This window comes from Aestuariivirga sp. (assembly GCF_046294715.1).
Lineage (GTDB): Bacteria > Pseudomonadota > Alphaproteobacteria > Rhizobiales > Aestuariivirgaceae > Aestuariivirga.
Genome location: NZ_JBKBKI010000002.1, coordinates 29756 through 51067 on the forward strand (window position 1 = coordinate 29756; position 21312 = coordinate 51067).

Annotated in this window: 19 protein-coding genes; 13 read left to right on the forward strand and 6 right to left on the reverse strand. The window is 65.3% G+C overall.

All coding sequences use genetic code 11. The features are described 5' to 3' along the window. Window positions 1–23 precede the first annotated feature (23 nt). The 3 genes from ACK4HL_RS01825 to glpK are packed head-to-tail and all read left to right on the forward strand — an operon-like array spanning window position 24 to window position 3826. Entirely contained in the window at window positions 24–827 is an 804-nt protein-coding gene (locus ACK4HL_RS01825) for a DeoR/GlpR family DNA-binding transcription regulator (RefSeq protein ID WP_409756163.1), read from the forward strand. Beyond that, window positions 824–2338: a glycerol-3-phosphate dehydrogenase gene (gene glpD, locus ACK4HL_RS01830; protein WP_409756165.1), complete on the forward strand. Its 1515-nt coding sequence runs from the start codon at window positions 824–826 to the stop codon at window positions 2336–2338. Before ACK4HL_RS01825 ends, glpD begins: the two co-directional genes overlap by 4 nt. 3 nt (window positions 2339–2341) lie before the next feature. Then, window positions 2342–3826 carry a glycerol kinase GlpK gene (gene glpK, locus ACK4HL_RS01835; RefSeq protein WP_409756167.1) on the forward strand — a complete coding sequence of 495 codons (1485 nt, stop codon included), beginning with the start codon at window positions 2342–2344 and terminating at the stop codon, window positions 3824–3826. A 3-nt stretch (window positions 3827–3829) separates the two neighbouring features. On the opposite strand, the gene ACK4HL_RS01840 is transcribed toward glpK, so the two are convergent. From ACK4HL_RS01840 to ACK4HL_RS01850, 3 genes are read right to left on the reverse strand one after another with little or no spacing between them, the layout of a single operon-like run. After that, on the reverse strand, window positions 3830–4585 hold the full coding sequence (locus ACK4HL_RS01840; RefSeq protein WP_409756169.1) for an SDR family NAD(P)-dependent oxidoreductase: 756 nt from the start codon (window positions 4583–4585) through the stop codon (window positions 3830–3832). Between the two features lie 2 nt (window positions 4586–4587). After that, complete coding sequence (locus tag ACK4HL_RS01845; protein WP_409756171.1) at window positions 4588–5238, reverse strand: ChrR family anti-sigma-E factor; 651 nt, start codon at window positions 5236–5238, stop codon at window positions 4588–4590. Beyond that, the gene (locus tag ACK4HL_RS01850; protein ID WP_409756173.1) at window positions 5235–5834 is read right to left on the reverse strand and encodes a sigma-70 family RNA polymerase sigma factor; all 600 of its coding nucleotides are present in this window, start codon (window positions 5832–5834) and stop codon (window positions 5235–5237) included. Before ACK4HL_RS01850 ends, ACK4HL_RS01845 begins: the two co-directional genes overlap by 4 nt. 106 nt (window positions 5835–5940) lie before the next feature. Between ACK4HL_RS01850 and ACK4HL_RS01855 the strand changes: the two genes are divergently transcribed. The 4 genes from ACK4HL_RS01855 to ACK4HL_RS01870 are packed head-to-tail and all read left to right on the forward strand — an operon-like array spanning window position 5941 to window position 9756. Continuing rightward, window positions 5941–7284 carry an NAD(P)/FAD-dependent oxidoreductase gene (locus tag ACK4HL_RS01855; protein WP_409756175.1) on the forward strand — a complete coding sequence of 448 codons (1344 nt, stop codon included), beginning with the start codon at window positions 5941–5943 and terminating at the stop codon, window positions 7282–7284. After that, a complete protein-coding gene (locus ACK4HL_RS01860; protein ID WP_409756177.1) occupies window positions 7285–8058 on the forward strand; it encodes a DUF1365 domain-containing protein in 774 nt (257 codons plus the stop codon). Continuing rightward, a complete protein-coding gene (locus tag ACK4HL_RS01865) occupies window positions 8055–9251 on the forward strand; it encodes a class I SAM-dependent methyltransferase (RefSeq protein ID WP_409756179.1) in 1197 nt (398 codons plus the stop codon). Before ACK4HL_RS01860 ends, ACK4HL_RS01865 begins: the two co-directional genes overlap by 4 nt. Before the next feature lie 31 nt (window positions 9252–9282). After that, entirely contained in the window at window positions 9283–9756 is a 474-nt protein-coding gene (locus ACK4HL_RS01870) for a DUF3833 family protein (protein WP_409756182.1), read from the forward strand. Here ACK4HL_RS01870 and ACK4HL_RS01875 read toward each other — a convergent pair. Then, on the reverse strand, window positions 9741–11744 hold the full coding sequence (locus ACK4HL_RS01875) for an SGNH/GDSL hydrolase family protein (RefSeq protein ID WP_409756184.1): 2004 nt from the start codon (window positions 11742–11744) through the stop codon (window positions 9741–9743). The two genes, ACK4HL_RS01870 and ACK4HL_RS01875, sit on opposite strands and share 16 nt — an antisense overlap. 44 nt (window positions 11745–11788) lie before the next feature. Continuing rightward, entirely contained in the window at window positions 11789–12574 is a 786-nt protein-coding gene (locus tag ACK4HL_RS01880) for a DeoR/GlpR family DNA-binding transcription regulator (protein ID WP_409756186.1), read from the reverse strand. Between the two features lie 157 nt (window positions 12575–12731). On the opposite strand from ACK4HL_RS01880, the gene ACK4HL_RS01885 reads away from it, so the two are divergent. The 6 genes from ACK4HL_RS01885 (at window position 12732) to rhaI (ending at window position 20798) form a co-directional block, all read left to right on the forward strand. Then, entirely contained in the window at window positions 12732–14279 is a 1548-nt protein-coding gene (locus tag ACK4HL_RS01885; protein ID WP_409756188.1) for a sugar ABC transporter ATP-binding protein, read from the forward strand. Next, window positions 14276–15250 (forward strand): ABC transporter permease, encoded by a 975-nt coding sequence (locus ACK4HL_RS01890; protein ID WP_409756190.1) that lies wholly within the window; start codon window positions 14276–14278, stop codon window positions 15248–15250. Before ACK4HL_RS01885 ends, ACK4HL_RS01890 begins: the two co-directional genes overlap by 4 nt. After that, window positions 15247–16191 (forward strand): ABC transporter permease, encoded by a 945-nt coding sequence (locus ACK4HL_RS01895; RefSeq protein WP_409756192.1) that lies wholly within the window; start codon window positions 15247–15249, stop codon window positions 16189–16191. Before ACK4HL_RS01890 ends, ACK4HL_RS01895 begins: the two co-directional genes overlap by 4 nt. 68 nt (window positions 16192–16259) lie before the next feature. Continuing rightward, entirely contained in the window at window positions 16260–17366 is a 1107-nt protein-coding gene (locus ACK4HL_RS01900) for a substrate-binding domain-containing protein (RefSeq protein WP_409756194.1), read from the forward strand. Window positions 17367–17431: 65 nt separating this feature from the next. Continuing rightward, window positions 17432–19501: a bifunctional rhamnulose-1-phosphate aldolase/short-chain dehydrogenase gene (locus tag ACK4HL_RS01905; RefSeq protein WP_409756196.1), complete on the forward strand. Its 2070-nt coding sequence runs from the start codon at window positions 17432–17434 to the stop codon at window positions 19499–19501. A gap of 1 nt (window position 19502) precedes the next feature. Further along, window positions 19503–20798, forward strand: a complete 1296-nt coding sequence (rhaI, locus tag ACK4HL_RS01910) for an L-rhamnose catabolism isomerase (RefSeq protein WP_409756198.1) — start codon at window positions 19503–19505, stop codon at window positions 20796–20798. Window positions 20799–20807: 9 nt separating this feature from the next. On the opposite strand, the gene ACK4HL_RS01915 is transcribed toward rhaI, so the two are convergent. After that, window positions 20808–21224 (reverse strand): MerR family transcriptional regulator, encoded by a 417-nt coding sequence (locus tag ACK4HL_RS01915; protein WP_409756200.1) that lies wholly within the window; start codon window positions 21222–21224, stop codon window positions 20808–20810. Between the last annotated feature and the right edge of the window lie 88 nt (window positions 21225–21312).

A 21312-nucleotide genomic window follows, 5' to 3' on the forward strand; every position in this document is an offset into this window, starting at 1 on the left:
GCCGCTGAAAACATGGAGAAACCATGCAGGGCCTGAGCCCGCGCCAGCAACAGATCCTCACTCTCGCGCGCCAGATGGGCAGCGTGACGGTGGACGATCTCGCACTGCGCTTCGATGTGACGCCCCAGACCATCCGCAAGGATCTGAACGAACTCTGCGACGGCCGCCTTCTCGCCCGCACCCATGGCGGCGCCATGCTGAGTTCCGGCGTCGAGAACGTCGCCTATGAGGCGCGGCGTAAGATGGCGGCGCTGGAGAAGGTGGTGATCGGCCGTCACGCGGCGAGCCTCATCCCAAACAACTGCTCGCTGTTCATGAACATCGGCACCACCACGGAGGAGGTGGCGCGCGCCCTGGTGCACCACGAGGGCCTGCTGGTGATCACCAACAACATTCACGTCGCGACGATCCTCATGCCGAGTCCCAAGATCGACGTGATCCTCGCCGGCGGCATGCTGCGCAAGACCGATGGCGGAATCGTCGGCGAAGCGGCGGTGGACTTCATCACCCAGTTCAAGGTCGATCATGCGGTGATCGGCGCCTCGGCCATCGACGACGACGGCGCGATGCTCGATTTCGACTATCGCGAGGTCAGGGTCGCGAAGGCCATCATGAAGAACGCGCGCAACGTGATGCTGGTGGCGGACGCGATGAAGTTCACCCGCACCGCCCCGGTCCGCATCGGGCACCTGTCCGACATCGATGTCTTCGTCACCGACCGCAACCCGCCCGAGCCGGTGATCGCGCTGTGCAGGGAAAGCGGCGTCAGACTCGAGATTGCCGACGGTTTGCCTGGAAACGACAATGCGATGGATGCTGCCGAATGACCTATGACCTCTTCATCATCGGCGGCGGCGTGAATGGCTGCGGCATCGCGCGCGATGCCGCAGGGCGCGGTCTCAGCGTCTTCCTCGCCGAGCAGGGTGACCTCGCCTCCGGCACCTCGAGCGCCTCCACCAAGCTCATCCATGGCGGGCTCCGCTATCTCGAACATTACGAGTTCCGCCTCGTGCGCGAGGCGCTCATCGAGCGCGAGGTCCTGCTCAGGGCTGCACCCCACATCATATGGCCGCTGCGCTTCGTGTTGCCCCACCACAAGGGGCTGAGGCCCTGGCCCGTCCTGCGCCTCGGCCTCTTCCTCTACGATCACCTCGGCGGCCGCAGGATCCTGCCCGGAACGCGCAGTGTCGATCTGCGCAGGGACGTCACGGGCGAACCGCTGAAGCCGGACTTCACCCGCGGCTACGAGTATTCGGATTGCTGGGTCGAGGATTCGCGCCTCGTGGTTCTCAACGCGCGCGACGCCCAGGCGAAGGGCGCTGTCATCCGTACACGGACGAAATGCTCCTCCGCCCGGCGGGTGGAGGGCGGATGGGAGCTGACGGTCACCGGTGATGGCGGTATCGAAGAGAAGGTGCGCGCGAGGGTGCTCGTCAATGCGGCAGGCCCCTGGGTGAGCCAGGTTCTCGGCAGCGTCGTGGGCCGCAACGACCCCGACAGGATCCGCATGGTGAAGGGCAGCCATCTCGTCGTCGAGAGGCTTTACGATCATGACCGCTGCTACATCTTCCAGAATGCCGATGGCCGCATCTGTTTCGCCATTCCCTACGAGCAGGATTACACGCTGATCGGCACCACCGACGAGGATCACAAGGGTGAGCCCGGCAAGCCCGAGATCTCCGAAGCGGAGACGGACTACCTGCTCGCCGCGGTGAGCGAGTATTTCCGCAAGCCGGTGACGCGCGACATGGTCCGCTGGGCCTATTCCGGCATCCGCCCCCTCTATGACGACGGCGCCTCCAAGGCGCAGGAGGCGACGCGCGACTACGTGCTGAAGCTCGACCACCCGGAAGGCGGGGCTCCGCTCCTCTCCGTCTTCGGCGGCAAGATCACGACCTTCCGCAAGCTCGCGGAGTCCGCTCTGGAAAAGGTTGCGGCCTTCTTCCCGCAGATGGGCAAGCCCTGGACGGCATCCGCCGCGCTTCCCGGCGGCGATTTCGCCTATGCCGAGGTCGAGCAGCGGATTTCCGTGCTCTCCCGCGACTATCCGTTTCTCGACCAGCGCAACCTGCGCCGCCTGTTCCGGGCCTATGGCACGGATGCGGAGAGGATTCTGGCAGGCGCACGTTCCGCCGCCGATCTCGGCCGCAGCTTCGGCCCCCTGAGCGAGCGCGAGGTCGATTGGCTGAGGGAGCGGGAGTGGGCGCGCACGGCGGAAGACATTCTGTGGCGACGCTCGAAACTCGGCCTCCACCTCAACGACCAGGAACAGGATGCGCTTCGGGCCCACATGGCGCCATCGCCCGAAGCCAAGGAGATGAAGCGCGCAGGGGGCTAGAACATGCCGGATCTGATTCTCGCCATAGACCAGGGCACCACCTCCTCGCGGGCGATCCTTTTCGACAGGAAGCTCAAGCCGCTCGGCGTGGGCCAGAAGGAGTTTCACCAGTTCTATCCGAAGTCCGGCTGGGTCGAGCATGACCCCGAGGAGATCTGGTCCTCGGTTCTCGCAGTCTCGCGGGCAGCGCTTCGCAAGGCGAAGGCCCGGGCGCAGTCGGTCAGGGCAATCGGCATCACCAACCAGCGAGAGACGGTGGTGATCTGGAGCCGGAAGACGGGAAAGCCAATCCACAAGGCCATCGTCTGGCAGGACCGTCGCACCGCCGCGCTGTGCGCCGAATTGAAGCAGGAGGGCTACGAGCGACAGTTCACGGAGAAGACGGGGCTGCTGCTCGACCCCTATTTCTCGGGCACCAAGATCCGCTGGCTGCTCGATCATGTGAAGGGCGCGCGGGAAAAGGCGGAAAGGGGCGAACTCGCCTTCGGCACCATCGACACGTTCCTCGTCTGGCGGCTCACCGGCGGGAAGGTCCACGCCACCGACGCCACCAACGCCTCCCGCACGCTCCTCTACAACATCCACACGGGCGAATGGGACGATGCCCTCCTGCGCATCCTGAACGTTCCGCGAAGCCTTCTCCCGGAGGTGAAGGACTGTGCCGCCGATTTCGGCGTGACCGAACCGGGCTTCTTCGGCGCCGCCATCCCGATCCGCGGGGTCGCAGGAGACCAGCAGGCGGCTACCGTCGGCCAGGCCTGTTTCGAACCCGGCATGATGAAATCCACTTACGGCACCGGCTGCTTCGCGCTTCTCAACACCGGCGAGAAGGCCGTCGCGTCGGAGAACCGGCTCCTCACCACCGTCGCCTACCAGCTCGACGGCAAGCGCACCTATGCCCTCGAGGGCGCGATCTTCATCGCGGGGGCCGCCGTCCAATGGCTGAGGGACGGGCTCAAGCTCGTGAAGACCGCGAAGGAAACCGGAGCGCTCGCCAGGGCGGCGGATCCGAACCAGCATGTCTATCTCGTACCCGCCTTCGTCGGCTTGGGAGCGCCTTACTGGAACGCCGATGCGCGCGGCGCCATTTTCGGCCTGACGCGCGCCACGACCGAGAAGGAACTGGCCCAGGCCGCCCTCGAGGCCGTGTGCTTCCAGACGCGCGACCTGCTCGAGGCCATGCAGAGGGACATGGGCGGAAAACCGCGCACCATCCTGCGCGTCGATGGCGGCATGACCGCCTCCGACTGGACCATGCAGCGCCTGTCCGACATGCTGGACGCGCCGGTGGACCGCCCCGCCGTGCTGGAGACGACGGCGGTTGGCGCCGCCTACCTGGCGGGGCTCGGCGCCGGTCTCCTGCCCCGGCCTTCGCAATTCGCCAGGAGCTGGAAACGCGACGCCCGCTTCACGCCGAAGATGAAGGCCGATCTGCGCGAGATGAAGTACCAGGGCTGGAAGGAGGCGGTGCGCAAGCTCCTCGCCTGAACGTCACCGCTCCTTCAGCACCGCGCGCGAGATGAGCCGGAAGAACATCGGATAGGGCAGGAGTCGCACGGCCTTGAGGATCGCCACGAAACGCCGGGGATAGGCCACCTCGAACCGCCCTGCGGCCAGTCCATCGATGCTTCGCCGCGCCGCCTCTTCAGGCTTCATCAGGAAGGGCATGGCGAAATCGTTCTGCGCGGTGAGCGGCGTCTCCACGAAACCCGGGTTGATGACGCTGACCCTGATGCCCCTCTGCTTCATTTCCGGGTAAAGGCTTTCGGCGAGGCTGATCAGCGCCGCCTTGCTCGGTCCGTAGGCGGCGGCCTTCGGCAGCCCCATGTAGCCCGCCACCGAAGCGATCCAGGAGAGGTGCCCTGATCCGCGCGCCGCCATGCGGGGCGCCAGGCCGGCCACGCAATTCACCACACCCATGTAGTTGGTGGTCATCATGTGGGAGAATTCCGCCGGATCGAGTTCGTCCAGGCTCACCGGCCTATAGGTGCCTGCCCCGAGCACCGCGAGATCGATGGGTCCGAGTTTTGACTCGATATTCTCGACCGCCCGGCGGCACGCATCGCCATCCGTCACATCGAGCGGAACGGCCATCACCCCTTGCCCAAGGTGCTGCAGCTTGTCGGCGGAACGGGCCGAGGCCGCCACCTTCACGCCGGCCGCCGCGAGTTGCAGCGCGATCTCCCTGCCGATCCCCGTCGAGGCGCCCGTCACCCACGCCGTCTTCCAGGGCAGCGGCCCGGCCAAGGTCAGATGCCGACGAAGGGCTGCATCAGCCGCGCGGCGAAGGACTTGAAGCGCGTCGGCCGCTCGGTGGCGACGAGGCAGATGCAGTCGCCATCGGCCTCCACCACCGGCTGGTGCTCGATCTCCTCGTCGAGGTCGGCGACGTCGCCCGCGCCGAAGCGGCCCAGATGGTCACGGTAGGCACCCTTCAGCACCAGCGTGATTTCCTCCCCGCCGTGGCCGTGCTCAGGCATGGCGCGGCCCGCACCGATGCGCAGCAGCTTCAGCTGCCCCTTCGCTCCGGTGGGCAGCTTGACGTCGAAGATCGCCACTCCGGGCGCCTTCCGCTTCCACCCGATCTCGTCGAGACGCTGCGACGGGAGAAGCCTGGCGAGTGGCACGGGCAATTCTGGCTTCGGCCCCGGAACGGGCAGCCGGTGCAGCCCCGCCTGGTCGAGAGCCGCCATGGTGCGTGCCCGGCAACCGGCGGAGATCGCCGTGTCGGCCATCCGGTCGAAGAGCTCGCCGCCAAGCCCTTCCGCGGCCCGCACGGCGCCGCGGCAGGCGGGGCAGAGCGCAATGTGCGAGGCCGCCACCACGGTGAAGGCTTCATCCAGGGTGCCCGCCGCATAGGCCAGCAGCGTGCTGGCGTCGAGGTGATGGGTCGGTGTCACAGTCCAGTCTCCAGCATACGGCGCAGGTGGCCATAGGCCAGACGCATGCGCGATTTCACGGTTCCGAGCGGAATCGCCAGCTTCGACGCGATCTCGCTCTGCGGCATGTCCTCCACGAAGGACAGGATCAGGATCTGCCGCTGCTCCTCGGGGATGTGCTGCAGCGCCTTCGCCACCAGCCCGTCCTCCTGCTTGCGGCCGAGGAGCTCCTCGCCCTCCGGCGCCTCCGAGGGCTCGTCGTAGTCGCCGAGTTCCGTCATGGGCATGTGCACGTCGCGCCGGATGCGGTCGATCCGCAGATTCCGCGCGATGGTGAACACCCATGTCGTCACCGAGCCCTTGGAAGGCTCGTAGAGCGCCGCCTTTGTCCACACGGCGATCATCGCCTCCTGCACCAGGTCCTCGGCGAGCTCCGCCGAGGCGTTCTTGCGCATCATGAAGCTCTTGAGGCGCGGCGCGAAGTGATCGAAAAGCTCGGCGAAAGCCTGCCGGTCACGGTTCTGCGCCACTCTCCCGATCAATGTTCGAAACCGCGCCTCGAGGCGCTGCTTCTCACGGTCCTGTTGCCTGTCTGCCGATTCCATGACGGCGAGCATAGCATGTTTCCCCTGTTCCGCCGGGTCTACGCCGCCGCCAACGCGCCGGATCAATGATCCGGTGTTGCAGGCAAGGCGTAACGGATGGCAGACAGGAGCCAACGTCGTGAAATCTCGCCATATTGCTGTCGTCGGATCGGGCATTTCGGGTCTGTCCGCGGCCTGGCTTCTCTCGCAGAAGCACCGGGTCACCCTCATCGAGGCGGATAACCGCCCGGGCGGGCACTCCAACACCGTCGATTGCGAGGTGAACGGGGTGGAGGTGTCGGTCGATACCGGCTTCATCGTGTACAATCCGCCGGCCTATCCCAATCTCACGGCGCTGTTCCGGCACCTGGGCGTTCCGACGGCGCCCTCGAACATGAGTTTTTCCGTCTCGATGGGGAATGGCGCTTATGAATATGCGGGCTCCGGCATCGCGCAGCTGGTGGGCCAGGCCCGCAATCTCGTAAGCCCGGGCCACTGGCGGCTGATCCGCGACATTCCCCGCTTCTTCAGCACCGCGATGGCCAGGCTGCCGCACCTCGGCGAGACGGTGACGATCGGCCAGTTCCTCGAGGCGGAAGGCTATTCGCGGCATTTCATGGACCGCCACCTGCTCCCCATGGCAGGGGCCATCTGGTCCGCCGCACCCGGCGACATGCGCGACTATCCCGCCCGCGCCTTCCTCTCCTTCTTCCACAATCACGGGCTTCTGAAGATCACGGGGCGGCCCCTTTGGCGGACGGTCAAGGGAGGGTCGCGCGAATACGTCTCGCGCCTGATCCGCGACGGCGCCTTCGAAACCAGGCTCAGGACACCGGTTGCCGCGATTCGCCGGCACGCCGCGGGCGTGACGGTGCATGCTGCCTCAGGCGAAGAAAGAAGCTATGACGACGTGGTGATCGCCACCCACGCCGACCAGGCCCTCGCCATGCTCGCCGACGCCTCGCCGGAGGAGCGTCGCCTCCTCTCTGCCTTCCGTTACTCCCGCAACCGCGCCATTCTTCACCGTGACGAAAGACTGATGCCCAGGCGGCGCAGGCTGTGGTCGAGCTGGAATTACATGTCCGAACTGCCGCCCCATTCCGGCACCACCAGCGCCGTCACCTACTGGATGAACCGGCTGCAGCCGATCCCCGTCCAGGCGCCGCTCTTCGTCAGCCTCAATCCGCTGATCGGGCCCGGCGCCGACAAGATTCTGGCGGAGTTCGACTATGCCCATCCGATCTTCGATCCCGCGGCACTTGCGGCCCAAGATGAGCTCTGGCTCCTGCAGGGCGTGCGCCGGACCTGGTTCTGCGGCGCCCACTTCGGCGCAGGATTTCACGAGGATGGCATCCAGTCCGGGCTCGCGGTGGCGGAAGCATTGGGCGGCGTGCGGCGGCCATGGTCCGTCGCTAATGAATCCGGCCGCATCCGCCTGGCGCCGGAGCATGCGGGACGCACCATCCAGGAGGCTGCCGAATAGATGCCGGAAACCTGTCTATACAGGGGTGAGGTGGTGCACCGTCGGCTCACGCCCGTTCGCCACGGGCTGCGCTATCGCGTCTTCAATGTCTTCCTTGACGTCGACCGGCTGCCGGAAACCGCCGCTGGCCTCCGCCTCTTCAGCTACAATCGTTTCAACTTGTTCTCCGTGATGGACCGCAACCACGGCCCGGGTGACGGCACGACGATCCGGGAGCACGCCTGGGCCCTGATTCGCGGTGCGGCGGGCGGCCAACGCGTGAGTCGCATCTTCATGTTCTGTTATCCGAGCGTGCTCGGCTATGTCTTCAATCCCCTCACCGTCTATTACGGTTTCGACGGCGAGGACCGCCTGCGGGTGATGGCCTACGAGGTGAACAACACTTTCGGCGGAAGACACAGCTATGTCGTTCCCGTCGGTGAAGCACCGGTACAGAAGGCGCCGAAGCGCTTCTTCGTTTCGCCGTTCAATCGGGTGGAAGGCCAGTACACCTTCCACTTCACCGCGCCGGACGTACGCATGGCGCTGGGAATCGGACTGAGTGTCGATTCGAAACCAATTCTTAAGGCCTATGTCAGCGGCCTGCGTCAGCCGCTCTCCGACGCCAACCTGATGCGCTCGTTCTTGTCGATTCCGCTCCTCACCTTCAAGGTCATGGCCGGCATTCACCTGCAGGCGCTGGCCCTATGGCGGAAGGGGCTGAAGCTCAATCCGCGGCCGAAAACCACCAGTCCAACCATCGATTACATGCCAGAGGTCGCCTCCAAGCCATGACATCCGAAACATTGCCGGGCCGCGAGGGCCTCCTCGGGGAAATGATTTCCGCTGTCGGCCGCAACCTCCTGCCGCGTGATCTCGCGGGCTCTGTCGCCCTCACCCTCCCCTCCGGCCGCCAGCACCGGCTCGGACGGCCGAGGCTCGGCCTTGGCTGCGACCTGCAGCTCCGCAATTATCGTCCCGTCTGGAATGCCATGCGCCGCGGCGCTTTGGGATTCGCCGAGAGCTACATGGCGGGTGACGCCGACAGCAGCGACCTGACCGCGCTTTTCCGCTTCTATCTCCAGAACCGCGCTCGGCTCGACCGGGCGGGAAGCGCCGTCTTCAAGAAGAGCCTCGCCGACAGACTTTTTCATCTCCTCCGCGCCAACACCAAGGCAGGGGCAAGGCGGAACATCAGCGCGCACTACGACCTCGGCAACGACTTCTATGAACTCTGGCTGGATCCGACCATGAGCTATTCCGCAGCGCTCTTCGGCCCGGATGCCACGACCCTCGAGGCGGCGCAGATCGCCAAATATGGTCTCGTTCTCGATGCACTGGAGCTCCCCGGCAAGTCCAGCATTCTCGAAATCGGTTGCGGATGGGGAGGATTCGCCGAGGTGGCGGCCCGCCGCGGCCATGCCGTGACCGGCCTCACGATCTCGCGGGAGCAGCATGAATACGCCCGGCAGAGGCTCGGACCCGGAGCCGAGATCCGCTTTCAGGATTACCGCGATACCGCGGAGAGCTTCGACGCCATCGCCTCGATCGAGATGATCGAGGCGGTCGGCGAGGCGCATTGGCCCACCTATTTCCGCGTGCTGCATGACCGGCTGAAGCCCGGCGGGACCGCCGCTGTGCAGGCCATCACCATCGACGAGCGGCTGTTCGAAGGCTATAGGCGCAAGGCCGATTTCATTCAGCGCTACGTGTTTCCTGGCGGCATGCTTCCCACCACGTCGATCATGGCCGAACAGGCCCGCAGTGCAGGGCTGAGCTTCGAAACCGTGCGCTGCTTCGGCCATGACTATGCCCGCACCCTCGCCCTGTGGCGCGACCGCTTCGAGGCGTCCTGGCCCGCCATCGCGCGGCTCGGCTTCGACGAGAACTTCCGCCGGCGCTGGCGCTATTATCTCTGCTATTGCGAGGCCGGTTTCCTCGAAGGCACGATCGACGTCGGCGTCTACCGCTTCCGGCGGACCACGTGATCGGACTGGGAAAAGTCGCCGTAATCCGCGCATGCTCAAACGCAATGAAACCGCCGCCTTCGATCTGCTGTCCTATTTCGAGGGAACCACCACCGCCGTCGGCGTCTTCGAAGATCGCCGAGGCAGGATCAAACGCCGCTTCGCGGTCGAGTTGACAGGCCGCGCCAGAGGCTCGGCACTCGTCCTCGATGAACGCTTCCTGTTCGACGACGGCGAGCGCCAGACGCGCGTCTGGACTCTGACACGTGGCACTGGCGAGGGATTCGCCGGCCGCTGCGAGGATTCAACTGGTGAGGCACGCGGCCGCTTCCTCAAGGGCTGCGCGACGCTCGAGTCAGAACTCCTGGTGCGCGTCGGCAGCCGCAAGCTGGCGCTGCGCTTCGATGACGTCTTCTACGATGCCGGGGCAGGGGCGGTGCTCAACCGCTCCACGGTGAGCAAGTGGGGCATCCGGCTCGGTCAGGTGCTGATCCTGTTTCGCAAGCCTGCTCAGGGTTCGCCGTAAAGCAGCTCGTAGAGGATCGGGCGGAGCGTCAGCATCAGGCTGTCCGCCATCGCGGCATGGCCTTCGGCTGAGGGGTGGAGCGCGCCGGTCGTTTCCGAGAAGACCGCCGCCGAGGCCTTTTCGTCGATCTTTCCGAAGCGGTCCGTCACCTTCTGGTTCACCACCATGTAGGCGTCGTTGAACGTCCGTACCCAGCGCTGCCTCAGAGCATAGGGAAAATTTTCCGTGGCCGGGTTGTAAGGCCGCCAGCGTCCCTCTTCCGCCGAGAAGTTGGGCTGGCAAGTCTGTGTATCGCGATCGGCCGAGCCGAAGCATGGGATCATCAGCTGCTCGGCGGGGTCCGAGATGCGGCGCAGGTTGCGTGCGCAGAAGCCATGACCCTCGAACATGCGGTCGGCATAGATCCGCCCCGCGAAGGTCCAGCCATGGTCGCCGGCGAGGTCGCGCATGCGCTTGTGGAGAATTGAGAACTGCTGGCGCACCGCCTTGAGGCGCGAGTTGCGTGCCGTGAGCCAGGAGGAAAACATGTCCAGTGACTGGTTCGCGGCATAGCGGTCCTCCGCCTCGGCATCCGACGGCGCAGCCTGGCAGATGCCGCCGGTCTCATCGGTGACGAGATCGGGATAGGCGGTGAGCACGATGCGCGAGGGATCGAACACGCCATCGGCCGCCGAAGCGGCGGGAACCGTTGCCTCCAGCGCGGCGGCAAGCCGGGCATAGGCATCGGGAAGGATGTCGCGCATGCGCCGCGTGAACTCGTCCGCGCTCACGGTGGCGCCGAAGAAGCTCGCGATGCTGGCCGAGGCATTGTCGCGCAGCGAGGCCCATGCGACGATGTTGGAAAAGCCGATGTCGTTGCCGCCCACCGACAGGAAGACGAAATCCAGCGGCCGGCGGAATGTGTTCCCGGGGCAGGCGGGAACGCCCCGCTTGAACTCCGGCCGCTCCCGGCAGAGTTCGCGCATCAGCCGGTAGAGCTGCGAATCCCTCTCGCCGCCGGATAGCGGACGCGCGGGAGCCTGTCCGGCCCTTTCGCCGCTGGCAATGCGCTCGACATAGGTCTGGGGCCCGAGGATGCCGTCCACGATGCCGGCGCCGGAACAGGAATAGTCGAGGAAGGTGACGGACGCCTGCGGGTTCTCGACCGCGATCTGCAGCGCAGCCCGGAGCTGCTGGCCATAGAGCGAGCGGTGGCAGAGCGGATCGGTCCACACCGCGCCGCCATATCCATCGTTGCGCTTGCGCTGCGGATAGAGGCTGCGGTAGCGCCGCACCTCCGAGAACGTCACCGGAATGTTGGGATTGCCCTCGCCGGAAGCGAAGCTGTCCCCGAGCCCCGCGATCAGGAGGTCCTTCACCCGCGCCTCGGTGATGATCGGCGGCTCGCCCACCACGTTGACCGAAATTTCCGCTCCACCCGGCCAGGGGAGTTCGATGCCCCGCCCGCTCACCCGCTCCGCGCAGGAGGATTCCGCCACAAGCTTCCCGCCGATCCGCCATTCGCAGACTGCCGTCGCAGGCACCGCTGCCCCCTGGCCCGCGATCCACATCTCGATCTGGTGGTTTTCCGGCGTGACATAGGAATCGATGCCGCCGCACGCCGTGTGGCTGCGCTTTTCGCTGTCGTAGCAGAGCCCCTCATGCCCCCGGGCCGCCCAGCCGCGCCAGTCGAAGTTCTTCCGCAGGATGTTGCTGAAGGCGATGTAGCGGTCGTTGAGGACGTGCTCGGACCCGATGACCGAGGTGCGGGCAACGAAGGAATCGCGCTCGTCCGAGGCCATGTCCTGGTTGTCGACGTGAAGGAGATACTGCCGCCAGGCATTCTCGTGCAGCCTGAAGAATTCCGCGTCCTTGAACATCCGGAAGCGGTTGACGACCTGCCACTCGATCCTGAACTGGCTCGTTCCGAGCGTCTGGGCGACGGCGGGCGGAACGGGGAGGGCGAGGAGCGCTGGGAGGAGAGCGAGGAGGAGAAGCAGTCTCTGCATGGCATCGGGTTATAGCCAGAAACCCGGCCAAGTTTTGACGGAGCTCAGGAAATTTCACCTGACGGGCGCGCGATGATGACGCGGATTCCGGCGTCGGTGAGCATCCTGTGATTGGCATCGGTCAGGCCGTCATCGGTGATCAGCGTGCCGATGCGCGTGAGCGGCATGATGGGGTTGCGCGCGCGCATGCCGAACTTGCGGCTGTCGGCCAGAACGATCACCTCGTCCGCGCGCTGCAGCAAGAGCTCCGTCTCGCGCACGACGAGTGGATGGGATTCCTGCATCCCGGTGGGCGTGATCGCCTGCGCCCCGAGGAAGAATTTCGAAGCGTAGAACTCGGGTGGTCCGGCCTGTGGTGAGAAAACGATCCCAGGCTCACGATAGAGGTCTCCACCCGCGAGCGTCAGGTGGCAGCTGCCGTTCTGCCACAGTGTGGCCGCGAGCGGCATCGAGTTGGTGTAGATCCTCACGTTGCGGTTGGCGAGCAGCAGCGCGAAGAGATAGCAGGTGGACCCGCCGTGGATGATGAGCGCATCGCCGTCCTTCACCAGCGCCGCGGCTTCCTGCGCGATCGCCTTCTTGGCCGAGACCCCGAGCATCTGGTTCTCGGTGAAGGGCCGCGCCGTGACGCGGTCGAGGGGGCCGCCCGTCTCGGCCGCTGCAATGCCGCCGAACACCTTGCGCACCGCGCCGGCGGCATGCAGCTTGGCGATGTCGCGGCGGATGGTGGCGGGCGAAGCATTCACCACCGCCTCGAGATCCCGCACCGAGGCGAAAGGGCGGTCGCGCAGCATGTCCAGCATGCGCTTGTGGCGCTCGCGCTCGCTCATCGCCGGTTGCACCCTGTGTGAGTGAAGTTGATCATTTGTGCATTGCAGAAATCACCAGATGCTCACCAACTAACTCACTTGACGCTTTTTGATCACGGATGTTTATTATTGCTCATTGCCCGTGCACTGTAAACAGGCCGGGAATGGGAGCGGAGCCATGGCAAGCGGAACAGCGAAGAGCGCTGCGGCGGAGGCGGCTGGCCCCTCCATCGAACTCCGCGCCGTCTCCAAATCCTTTGCCGGGGTCAGGGTTCTGAACGCCGTGAGCTTCGACATCCGCCCGGGCGAGGTGCATGCGCTGATGGGCGAGAACGGTGCTGGCAAATCCACCCTCATCAAGATCATGGCCGGGCTCCACCAGGCAGACGAGGGGGAAATCCTGGTCAATGGCCGCCCCGTGCGCTTCGCCTCGCCGCGCGACGCGCATGTGGCGGGGATCGCCACCGTGCACCAGGAGCTGCTGCTCTTCCCGGAACTCACCGTGGCCGAGAACATCTTCCTCGGCCAGACACCCAAGACGGCGCTCCGCACCATCGACTGGCAGCGAATGCGATGCCGGGCGCGCGAGCTGCTCGACGCTCTCGACAGCGGCGACCTCGACATCGACCAGAAGGTGGCGAACCTGTCTGTCGGCAATCGCCAGCGGATCGAGATCGCCCGGGCGCTGGCACAGGATGCCCGGGTTTTGATCATGGACGAGCCAACGGCGGCGCTCGCCGAGCATGACGTACAGCGGCTGATGGCCATCGTGCGCAATCTCTGCGCCAGGGGCGTCTCCATCGTCTATGTCAGCCACCGAATGCCCGAAATCTTCGCCCTCGCCGACCGGGTAAGCGTGCTGCGCGACGGCAATCACGTGGCGACGAAACAGGTTTCCGAGGTGGACGAGGCGCAGCTCGTCTCGATGATGGTCGGCCGCGCCATCGACAGGCTCTACCCGGCGAAGCAGGGGAAGGATGGGGATGTCATCCTTGAACTGAGGGACGTCTCCTGCAGGAATGTGGTGCGCGGCGTCTCGCTGAAGCTCCGGCAGGGCGAGATCCTCGGCCTCGCAGGCCTCGTGGGCTCGGGCCGCACCGAGACGGCGCTCACCGTCTTCGGCATCACGCCTGCCACTGCGGGCCAGATCCTTGTCGATGGCAAGCCCGTCTCCATCGCGAGCCCGGAGGCTGCGCGCGACTTGGGGATCGCCTATGTGCCGGAGGACCGGGGCAACCAGGGCCTGATTCGCGCCCAGTCGATCGAAGAGAACATTGCCCTCGCCAACCTGAAGCGGCTGATGCGCGGCATTTTCGTGGACGCCTCGCGCGTCACGGCGGAAGCACTCGGCGCCATCAAGCGCTTCGGCATCCGCGCGCAGGGACCCGCTCAGCCGGTCCGCCAGCTTTCGGGCGGCAACCAGCAGAAGGTGGTCCTGGGCAAGTGGCTCGCCACCAACCCGCGCATCCTCATCATGGACGAGCCGACGCGCGGCATCGACGTCGGCGCCAAGGCGGAGATCCACCTCCTCATGCGCAGGCTCGCCGGCGAGGGCATGGCCATCCTGATGATCTCGAGCGAACTTCCCGAAGTGCTTGGCATGAGCGACCGCGTGCTGGTGATGAACGCGGGCCGCATCGTCGCGGAGTTCGAAAGGCCCGCGGCAACGCCGGAGGCCGTCGGCGCCGCCATGACCCGCAGCGAGACGCGGAAGCAGGCGGCATGACCGCACTCGCGGCCTCTCCCGGGCGCTCCGGCCTGCAGCGCTTCCTCGGCGGCTACGGCCAGGAGATCGTGGTCTTCCTCTCGATCATCGCGCTCTTCATCGTGGTGGGTGCCATAAACCCGCGCTTTCTTTCCGACACCAACATCAATTCGATCTTCGCCGGCAACGCCTATATCGCCATCGCAGCCATCGGTATGTCGATGATCATCGTCGCCGGCCACATCGACGTCTCGGTGGGCGCCCTGATCGGCGTCATCGCGACCATCGCAGGCACGCTCGCCGTCTCGGGCTACCCGGTGTGGGTCGCCTGGAGCGTTCCTGTCCTTTTTGCGGTGGCCGTGAACGCGGGCGTGGGAGCGCTCGTCGCCTACACGCGCATCCCTTCGATCGTGGTGACGCTCGGCATGCTGTCGATCCTGAAGGGCGGGCTCATCAGCATCACGGCGGGCGAGTGGATCTCCAACATGCCGCCCGAATTCATGATCGCGCAGATGCGGCCCTTCGGCATTCCTTCCGCGGTCTATTTCATGGTGGTGCTGACCATCCTCGCCGCCCTGTTCATGCGCTACACCGACTTCGGGCGCTCGATCTACGCCGTCGGCGGCAACATCGAGGCAGCACGCGCCGCCGGCATCGGCGCCGAGCGCACCGTGGTGGGCGTCTTCGCGCTGCACGGCTTCTTCGCCGGCGTCGCCGGCATCCTGTTCGCCACGCAATTGCAGGTGATCCAGTCCACCGTGCCGCCGAACCTGGAGCTCACCGTCATCACGGCCTCCGTCATCGGCGGCGTCTCGATCCTCGGTGGCACGGGCACGGTGATCGGATCGACCCTCGCCGCGATTCTGTTCGCCTGCATCGGCTCGGCGCTGATCTTCCTCAACGTCTCCGCCTACTGGCTCCGCGCAGTGCTGGGCCTCATGATCCTCGCCACGGTGCTGGCCGACATGGCGCGCCGCCGGAGGGCGAAATGACCGCCGCCAAACTCCTCCGGCACGAGACGATCCTTGCGGTGCTCACCGTCATCGCACTTGCCGTGCTCGCCTCGCTGTCCGACCGGTTCTTCACGCCCGAGAACCTGCTGAACCAGGGCCGGCTGATGGCCGAGGTCGGCCTCGTGGCGCTCGCCATGACCTTCGTGATCGTGACGGGCGGCATCGACCTGTCGGTGGGCTCGATCCTCGGCCTCACGGCCATCCTGCTGGGCGTGTTCTGGAAGAACCTGAGTTTGCCGCTTCCCGCCGCCATCATGCTGGCGCTCGCCTGCGGCACCTTCGCCGGATGGATCAACGGCTTCATCATCACCCGCTTCGGCGTGCCACCGCTGATCGCGACGCTGGCGACCATGGCGCTTTACCGCGGCCTCGCGGAGGGAATCAGCGAGGCGCGCTCGGTGCGGGGCTATCCCGAGTGGTTCTTCTTCTTCGGCCAGGGCGAGGTGCTTGGCGTCCCCTTCCAGCTCTGGGTTCTCGGGCTCGCGACCCTGCTCGCCGCCGTGATCCTGGGCATGACGCCCTTCGGGCGCGCCACCTATGCGACGGGCGCCAACGAGACCGCGGCGCGATTCTCGGGCATTCGCGTGAACGCGACCAAGCTCTGGATCTACACCGCGGCAGGTTTTTGCGCAGCGCTCGCCGCAGTGATCTTCGTCTCGCGCGTGACGACGACACGATCGGACATGGGCACGGGCCTCGAACTCGACGTGATCACCGGGGTCGTTCTCGGCGGTACCTCGATCTTCGGCGGGCGCGGCACCATCATCGGGACGGTGCTTGGGCTGATCCTGATCCAGGCGCTGAAGAACGGCCTGGCGCTTTCGGGGGTGAAGGGCGACGGCACCATCGTCGTCATCGGTCTGGTCCTGATCGGTGCGATCCTGGTAGGCGCGCTGTTCGACAGAAACAGAGGCGGCTGACTTCGGGAGGATGTCTTCGCCGGCTCACCCGCCTGTGAGCACGAAGACCTAACATGGGAGTGAACGACATGAAGAAACTGACCTTCGCCGCCCTCCTGGGGTTTGGCCTCATGAGCGGATCGGCGCTGGCGCAATCGGCCTGGACGGGCGGCGACGACCAGCCCACGAGCCCGCTCGCCTGCGACGGCACGCCAGCCGCCGCCGCCGCCAAGCCCTACGACGGCGGCGTTCCGACGAACCCGCCAGCCCGCAAGGGCAAGAAGATCACGGTCGTCGACGTGCCGAAGCTGATTGGCATCGGTTACTTCAACGCCACCTCCAAGGGCATCGCCGATGCCGCGGCGGAGCTCGGCAACGTCGACGCCAAGACTGACGGCCCGACCAAAGCCAACATCGACGAGCAGATCACCTTCATCGACAACTACATCACCTCGGGCGTCGACGGCATCCTGTTCGCCGCCAACGATCCGGTGGCGATCGCGCCCGTCCTGAAGAAGGCGCTGGAGAAGGGCATCAACGTTGTGGGTTACGATGCCAACTCGACGCCGGACGCCCGCCAGTGGTTCGTGAACCAGGCCGAATTCAACGGCATCGCCAAGTCGCTCGTCGATTCCATGGCCGCCGAGATCGGCGGCGAAGGCGGAATCGCCATCGTCACCTCGACCTTCACCACGCCGAACCAGGCGCGCTGGATCGCCGAGATGGCGGCCTATGCCGAGAAGTGCCATCCGAAGCTGAAGTGGCTCGAGACGGTCGAGGCCCAGGAGGACAACAACCTGTCCTTCAACCAGGCGACCACTCTTATCAACAAGTATGGCGACGAACTGAAGGGCATCTTCGGCATGACCTCCGTGGCAACGCCTGCTTCGGCAGAGGCCGTGACCCAAGCCAACAAGTGCGGCTCCATCGCGGTCGTTGGGCTTGCAACACCCAACGCCATGAAGCCCTATGTGGAGAAGGGCTGCGTCAAGTCGGTCGTGCTGTGGAATCCGGTGGACCTCGGCTATGCCGCAATGCAGGTGCTGCGCGCAGTGGCCGACGGCACGCTGCAGCCCGGAGCCACCTCGGTGAAGGCGGGCAAGCTCGGCGATCTCCAGGTCATCAACGGCTCGGAAATCCTGCTGGGCGCGCCCTATGTCTTCAACAAGGACAATATCGGCCAGTTCGACTTCTGATCATCCCAACTGCGGGCGCGCCGGGCAGATTCGGCGCGCCCCTTCGTTTTGAAAGTGAGAGCTCCATGAGCAATTCCGTGACCGTTCCCTCCCTCTGGGACGATGCCAAGGCCGCCACGCTGGACGAGCCCGGCCTCCTCCTCTATCGATCCAACCTGCTGGGCGCGGACCTGCGCATCACCAATTTCGGCGGCGGCAACACCTCCGCCAAGGTGGTGATGAAGGACCCGCTGACGGGTGCCCCCGTGACGGTGTTGTGGGTGAAGGGCTCGGGCGGCGACATCGGATCCATGAAGCTGGACGGCTTCGCCACGCTCTACATGGACAAGCTCGAATCCCTCAAGACGCTCTATAGGGGCCTCGACCAGGAAGACGAGATGGTGCACGCGCTGAACCACTGCATCTTCGACCTGAACCCGCGCGCCCCGTCGATCGACACCTGCCTCCACGGCTATGTGCCCTACCCCCACGTGGATCACGTTCATTCCGACGCAGTGATCGCCATCGCGGCCTCCGCCGATTCCGAGAAGCTGACGAAGGAAATCTTCGGCGACGAGATGGGCTATCTCCCCTGGCAGCGCCCCGGCATCGACCTCGGCATCAAGCTCGGCGAGATGGCGAGGAACAACCCGCAGTTCGTGGGCGTGGTGCTGGGGAGCCACGGTCTCTTCACCTGGGGGAAGACGTCGAAGCAGTGCTACGACACCACGCTGCGCATCATCAACAAGGCCGCCCACTGGCTGGAGCGGAACCGCGCAAAGCCGGCCTTCCGTGGCTCGAAGGTCGAAGCTCTGCCCGAGAGGGAGCGCCGTGCGGCAGCGCTCCGGCTGCTGCCCGAGATCCGCGGCCGAATCTCGAAGCACGAACGCAAGATCGGCCACTTCGTCGATTCGCCCGAAGTGCTCGAATTCGTGAACTCGAACATGCTGGAAGAGCTGGCACCGCTCGGCACCTCTTGCCCGGATCATTTCCTGCGTACCAAGATCAGGCCACTGATCGTGCCGCATGATGCGGACGGCGCGGCTCTCGACACGCTGATCGAGGGCTACCGCGCCGGTTACGCGGCCTATTACGAACGCTGCAGGCATGCTGATTCGCCGGCAATCCGCGATCCCAATGCGGTGATCTACCTGGTGCCGCGCGTCGGCATGCTGTCCTTCGCCAAGGACAAGGCCACGGCGCGCATCGCGGCGGAGTTCTATGTGAACGCCATCAACGTGATGCGCGGCGCTTCCGGCGTTTCGGCCTACAAGGGCCTGCCGGAGCAGGAGGCCTTCAACATCGAATACTGGCTGCTCGAAGAGGCAAAACTCGCCCGCATGCCAAAGCCCAAGAGCCTTGCCGGCAGGGTCGCCTTCATCACCGGCGGCGCAGGTGGCATCGGTTCCGCCATCGCCTCCAAGTTCCTGTCCGAGGGAGCATGTGTCGTCCTCGCCGACATCGACCAGGCCTCGCTCGACGAGGTGACCTCGGGCTTCGCCAAGATCTATGGCAGGGATAACGTGCGCGGCGTGAAGATGGACGTGACGTCCGAGGAGGCCGTGACCGCCGCCATGAACGAGACGGCGCTGGCCTTCGGCGGCGTGGACATTGTCGTCAACAATGCCGGAATCACCATCTCGGCGCCGGTCGAGGACACCACGCTCGATCTGTGGAACAGGAACCAGGCGGTCATGGGCACGGGATATTTCCTCGTCGGGCGTGAAGGCTACCGCCTGCTGAAGCGGCAGAATCTGGGCGGCTCCATGGTGTTCATCTGTTCGAAGAATGCCGTCGCGGCCTCCCCCGGAGCTTCGGCCTATTGCGCGGTGAAGGCGGCGGAGCTTCACCTGGCCCGCTGCATGGCGCTCGAGGGCGCGCCCTACGGCATACGCGTCAATGTGGTGAATCCGGACGCGGTGCTCAGGGGCTCCAAGATCTGGCAGGGACCCTGGCGCCAGCAGCGCGCCGCCTCCCTCAAGATCACCGAGGACGAGCTCGAGGAACATTACCGCAAGCGCTCGCTGTTGCAGCGCTCCGTCTTTCCGGAAGACATCGCCGAGGGCGTCTATTTCTTCGCATCCGATCTCTCCAGCAAGTCCACCGGCAACTTCCTCAACGTTGATGCCGGCAATGCCGCATCCTTCACAAGGTGACATGATGAGTTTTGCGATCTCTGCTGATGTGATCGGCACGGCGAACGCGAGGCTCGAGGAGGCACTGGCCGAGGATTACGATGCCCTCGGCCGGCAGCTCGCGCGGCGCGGCATCCCGATCGAGGAAGTGACGGAGCGGGCGATGGGCTTCGCGGTTGCCGTTCCCACATGGGGCGTTGGAACAGGCGGCACCCGGTTCGCGCGCTTTCCGGGCCCCGGGGAGCCGCGCCACATTCACGACAAGCTGGAGGATTGCGGCGTCATCAACCAGCTAACGCGCGCCACACCCACCGTCTCGCCGCATTTTCCCTGGGACAAGGTGAGCGACTACAATGCGCTGAGGCAGGAGGCCGCCTCCCATGAGCTGGGCTTCGATGCCGTCAACTCCAACACCTTCCAGGACCAGAAGGCGCAGCCCCTCTCCTACAAGTTCGGCTCCCTCACCCATGTCGATGCGGGCACGCGCAGGCAGGCGGTGGAACACAATCTCGAATGCATCGAGATCGGACGGCAGCTCGGCTCGACCGCGCTCACCGTCTGGATTGCCGATGGCTCCAACTTTCCTGGCCAGTTGAACCTCAATGCCGCCTTCGACCGCTACGTCGAATCGCTCCGGCTGATCTACGATGCACTGCCCCGAGACTGGCTCGTCTTTCTCGAGCACAAGCTCTATGAGCCGGCCTTTTACTCGACCGTGATTTCTGACTGGGGATCGAGTTTCATGGCGGCCCTGGAGCTCGGCCCCAAGGCACGCTGTCTCGTCGACCTCGGCCACCATGCGCCGAACACGAACATCGAGCAGATCGTGGCGCGGCTGATTCGGGCAGGGAAGCTCGCTGGCTTTCACTTCAACGATTCGAAGTACGGCGATGACGACCTTGATTCGGGCTCCATCGACCCTTTCCGCCTGTTTCTCGTCTTCAACGAGCTGGTGGACGCGGAATTGCGCAAGGCCGAGGGCTTCGCCCCAGCCTACATGATCGACCAGTCCCACAATGTGACCGACCCCATCGAGAGCCTGATGGCCTCCGCCGTCGAGATTCAGCGCGCCTTCGTGCAGGCCTCCCTCGTCGATCGCGCTGCCCTGGATGCCGCGCAGGAAATCAGCGACGTAATGGGAGGCCACCGCCTCATCAAGCAGGCCTTCATCACCGATGTCTCGCCCATCCTGGCCGAGGCACGACGCCGCAAGGGTGGTGCGATCGACCCCCTCTCGCTCTACCGCGAGAGCGGCTACCGGGCGGCGAAGACGAGAGAACGCCCGCCGGTCGAATCCACATCGGCGGGTATCGTCTGACGAGACGTCTCAGGCCACCAGGCTCTCGAGTGCCGAGGAGGTCTTCTCGATCTGCTGGCTCAGTTCCTGCTGGCGGCTGCGGAGCGTATCCAGATGCTGGCGCAGCAGGCTTACCGCCTTGTCGCTCGCGAGGACGTCCTCCTCGGGGGCCAGCACATCGAGAATGTCGCGGATCTGGGCGATGGGAACACCGAGCCGGCGCAGCGTCAGCACGTTCCTGAGACGCCGGACGTCGCTCGCCAGATAGGTGCGGAACCGCCCATGGCGGGGAGGTGAGATGAGGTCCGCCCGCTCGTAGAAACGGATCGTCTTGGGATCGGCACCGGTGAGTTTTGCCAGTTCCCCTATGAACAGGAAGCCGTCCTGCGGCGCGACGTCTCCATTCGGTTCGGGCGCAAGGCCCTCCTGAAGATGACTCTCGGTCATGTGATTCTCCCCCTCTGCGGTACATTTCTTGTAGGTGACTCGCGCATAAGGTGCAACCCTCGTATTTACTCGCATAACGGGCATCGCT